We start from the raw sequence: 4,593 nt of genomic DNA on the forward strand, positions 1-4,593 counted from the left end.
CGAGCTGACGCGCACGCTGCACCCGTGGCCCGTGCCGGACAAGGTGTTCGTGCCCGAGGCTTACGGACTGCGGCCCGGAGAACCCGCGACGGCGGGCAGCAGCCACGGCGCCAGCAGCGCCGCCTGCAGCAGGGTACGTCGTTCCATCATCGTGCGGGCCTCCTTCACAGCTTCACGTTCAGGGTCACGAACAGCTGGCGTCCGAGCGTGTCGTACGTGGCCGGGATCGTGTTATTCGCCGGCAGCTGCGCGGAACCGAGGATCGGCGGATCCTTGTCCAGCACATTGCGCACGCCGCCGGTCAGGTTGACCATGCGGCTGAATTCCCAGCCGGCGGTCAAATCCAGCCAAGTATAGGACTTGATCTTCGGATTCGTCAGCGATTCCAGCGCGGGCGGGTTCGCGGCCAGCGCGTACGAGTCCACCGTCACCGGGCCGGTATAGCGTGCGCGGGCCGAGAGCAGCAGCGGTCCCCGCTTCATGCTGACGCGCGTCGTACCCTTCCAGCGCGGCACCGGCTGGCCGCACGTGGCGCCCCACGTGCCCACGCAGCGGTTCTTCAGCTCGGGCAGGTCCTGGATCGGCGTGAACGTCAGCTCGTTCACGTACGTCCAGTTGGAATCGAGCGTCCACTGGATGCCGTCCCTCGTAAAATTGTAGTGGCCGGCGAGGTCCACGCCGCGCGTCGCGATGCCGCCGATGTTGGCGTTCGTCGTCATCACATAGGTCGGCGCCGCGATCTGGCCCGTGATCGGGTCCCGGTTGATCGCGCGGCAGTACACACTGGCCGCGTTGCGGATCGTGTTGTAGCACAGGTCCAGCACGGACTGGATGCCGCCGCCGCCCAGCGTCGAGATGGCGTCGTCGACGGTGATGCGGTACCAGTCCACGCTCAGCTGCAGGCCTTTCACCGATGGCGGCATGAACACGGCGCCGACGGTGACGGTGTGCGACTTCTCGGCCGACAGGTCCGGGTTGCCGCCGACGACCTGCGTGATGAACGGCGACGGTTGCACGGCCGGGTCGAACACGAGGTTGGCGGGCACGCCCGTCGCTTCGCACAGCACGCGCACGGCCTGGGTCTGCTGCGCCAGCGGGGCGCGGCTCGAGCACGGGTCCGTGGCCATCGGGCCGTTCGTGCCCTGCCCGCCGAACAATTCGCCCACGTTCGGCGCGCGGATCGATTTCTGCTTCTGCGCGCGGAACGTCAGTGCGCGCGTGGGCGCCCATTCCGAGCCGATGGAACTGGTCCAGACCTTGCCGACCGACGCGACGTCGTAATCGGACCGGCGGAACGCGCCCGATACCGACAGGCTTTTCGCGAACGGCTTGTCCGCCAGCAGCGGCACGCGCACCTCGCCGTACAGCTCCTTCACCGTGGTCGAACCCTTCGTCGCACGGGCCGCGTTCCAGCCGGAGACGTCGCCCGACGACAGGAACACGTCCGGGCTGTAGGCGCTGTACGCGTAGCGGCGCTCGAAGCCGGTCGAGAAGTCGATGGCGCCGGCCGGCACGTCCATCAGCGAGCCCGCCACGTTACCGGCGAGGACGTTCTGCTCCGCCGTGATCTTCGATTTCGACGCCACCGAGATCGCATTGGCCGACGCTTCCGTCAGGTTCTGGCCGAACGGGTTCAGCACGGGCGCCGCGCCGTTCTGCGCCAGGATCGCGTTCTGGAAGCGGCTCAGCGAGATGGAGCCCGCCTGGTCCTGCGTCTCCGTCGTGCGCGCCTTCGTGTAGTACACGTCGTACTTCAGGTCGCGCAGCCAGCGGTCCGACACGTCCGGCAGGCTGCCGCGCAGGCCCAGCGCGATGCGGTAGACCTGGTGGTCCGTGTCCGCCACGCGTCCGCCCAGGTCGGAGAAGCGGCGGTTGTAGTTCAACACGGCGAGGCCGTCGCCCGGCGTCGTGGTCAGGCTCGACGTGCCGTTCGTGACGCGCGTCGTGCCCGTCTCGCGCAGGTCGAGCTGGCGCAGCACCTCCTGCATCTGCGGACTCAGATACGGGTTGTTGGTATTGAAGAGGAAGTTGCCGCTGGCGCTCGTCGGGCCGATCTGCACGCTCGCGGAATTACTGCTGAAGTGCGCCTCCATGTAGCCCGTGGCGCGCTCGCTGAAATCGTAGTGGGCGAACGCATTGCTCATCCAGCGCTTCTGCGGCGTGACCATGTACGACAGCGGGCCGAGGTCGTACGCGTCGCCCGGCGCCGCGTATGGCCGGACACTCCTGCCGGCCGGGTCGAAGATGGCGCCGAGGGTCGACATGTTCTGCAGCCCGGCCCCGATGAGCGCCGCGTTCAGGGCCGGATTCGACGCGGCGGAACCGACGACGGGCAGGTTGCCGATGCGTCCCGTCGGCACGTTCGACGAGCCGCTGAAGATCAGGCCCGGACGCCCGCCCGCCGACACACAGGTCTGCCCCGCCGGCACCGCGAGCGGCGTGCCGGGACGCGTGGACGACCAGGACGCCGCCGTCACGCAGCCATCGCCCAGCGACGGCAGCGCCCAGCCGCCACGCTCGCCGCGGGTAAAACCGTCGCGGTCCATGTAGTTGACGGAGACGACGACATTGCCCTTGCCGCCGCCGAAATTGCCGCCCACGGTCAGGTCGAGCGAATCGTTCGGCGTGCGCGTGAGCTGGTCGATACTCCGCTGCGCGTTGATCTCCACGCCTTCGAAGTTATCGCGCAGGATGAAGTTGACGACGCCGGAGATGGCGTCCGAGCCGTACACGGCGGACGAACCGCCCGTCACCGTCTCCACGCGTTTCACGAGCGCCGCGGGGATCGTGTTGACGTCGGTGGTGAAGTCCGGACCCGTGATGGCGAAGCGGCGGCCGTTCACGAGCACCAGGTTGCGGGTCGGTCCCAGGTTGCGCAGGTTCAGCGTGGACGTGCCGGACGGCTGGCCCGGCTGCACCGTGTTCGCCGTCGGGCTGCTGAGCTGGTTCGCGGTGAACTGCGGCGTATCCGACAGCATCACCTCGAGGTTCTGCGTGCCGGTCAATTTCAGTTCCTGCGCGTCGACCGTCGTCACGGGCGTCGGGGCGAGGAAGCCGCGGCTGACCAGGCGGGAGCCGGTCACGACGACTTTGTTCTCCTCGGGTTTCGATACGTCGGCTTCCTGCGCGTTCGCGTGGCAACCGAGATTTGCCGCGATCAGTAACGCGGACATCGTTGTGGTGTGGTGGGCGCGGGCCCGCTTGTGCTTGCGTCTCGTCTTCATGCCGTTTTTCCTTATGGATTATCGATGGGCGTAAAGATGGTAGACAGCCGCCGCGAACAGGGTCAATCGGCGACCGCTCAGTGGACTGACCGAAAGGAAATCTGGTCAAAAACGTGATCGCAATTGCGAAAACCGGCGGTTATCATCGGCTGTCGCATCCCTGGAGACGCCATGCCCGCCTTTGCCTTCGCCGCCCTGCTCCTGCTCGTGACGGTCCTGCCCGCGCACGCGGCCGACCGCATCGACCGCCAGGCCCTCGTCACGCGTCATTCACCGCACCTGGCGGCGCCCGACCCGTGGGCGCCGCTCAGCGTCGGCAATGGCCGCTTCTGTTTCACCGCCGACGTGACGGGCCTGCAGACCTTCGCCGACCATTACCGCGCCAATGGCATCGGCCTCGAAACGCAGGCACGGTGGGCGTGGCACGAAGATCCGAATCCGCACGGGTACCAGCTCGCCGATGCGAACAAGGCTTACACGGCGCACGGCAAGACCGTGGACTATCCGACGCGGATGGACGTGCCGGCCGCCGCCTGGCTTCGCGAGAATCCGCACCCGCAGCCGCTCGCACAACTCGCCATCGCCTACACGCACCGCGACGGCAAACCGCTCGCGCTGGCGGACGTGGGCGCGATCGACCAGCGCCTCGACCTGTGGCGCGGCGTGCTCACGAGCGCGTACACCATCGACGGCGAACGGGTCGTCGTGACGACGGCCGTCGACCCGGACCGCGACACGCTCGCCGTGCGCATCGAATCGACGCTGCTCGCGCGCGGCCTGGCCGTACGGCTCGCGCTCCCGCGCGGCTACGTCGGCGGCATCAAGCAGAATCCGCCGCTGGACTGGTCGCAGCCGGCGTCGCACACGACGACGATCGTGACGCGCACGGCCGACACCCTCGTGCTCGCGCATGCGCGCGACGGCTATCGCTACGGCGCGGCGCTGCGCGCCTCAACGCCCTTGACCATCGCGACACCGGCGCCGCACACGTTCGAGCTGCGGCCGAAGTCCGGGCGGGTGCTCGCCTTCACGCTCGCGTATGCGCCGGATAAGCCGGCGCCGGATACCGGTGACGTCTTCGCGCGCAGCGCCGCGCACTGGCCGGCGTTCTGGCGCAGCGGCGGCGCCGTCGATTTCAGCGGCAGCACGGACCCGCGCGCGGCCGAGCTGGAACGGCGCGTCGTGCTGTCGCAATACCTGACGGCGATCCAGGCGGGCGGCGATGTTCCGCCGCAGGAAAGCGGGCTGACGACGTCCACCTGGTACGGCAAGCACCACACGGAGATGATCTGGTGGCACACGGCGCACTTCGCGCTGTGGGGCCGTCCGGCGTACCTGCAGCGGGCGCTGGACTGGTTCCGCGCCACGC

1 protein-coding gene and 1 pseudogene are annotated in these 4,593 nt (G+C 68.4%); one reads left to right on the forward strand and one right to left on the reverse strand.

Features of this window, described 5'->3' with window-relative positions; all coding sequences use genetic code 11:
• Window positions 1-164 precede the first annotated feature (164 nt).
• Window positions 165-3,224 (reverse strand): TonB-dependent receptor domain-containing protein, encoded by a 3,060-nt coding sequence (locus tag ACEN88_RS24900; RefSeq protein ID WP_413343994.1) that lies wholly within the window; start codon window positions 3,222-3,224, stop codon window positions 165-167.
• Window positions 3,225-3,395: 171 nt separating this feature from the next.
• On the opposite strand from ACEN88_RS24900, the pseudogene ACEN88_RS24905 reads away from it, so the two are divergent.
• Window positions 3,396-4,593, forward strand: a pseudogene (locus ACEN88_RS24905) (hypothetical protein); the annotation flags it as partial.

This window comes from Massilia sp. CT11-108 (assembly GCF_047302915.1).
GTDB lineage: Bacteria > Pseudomonadota > Gammaproteobacteria > Burkholderiales > Burkholderiaceae_D > Telluria > Telluria orientalis.

Coding starts and splice junctions, on each gene's coding strand:
- ACEN88_RS24900 (WP_413343994.1), bottom strand. CDS start 3,224: ATGAAGACGAGACGCAAGCACAAGCGGGCCCGCGCCCACCACACCACA.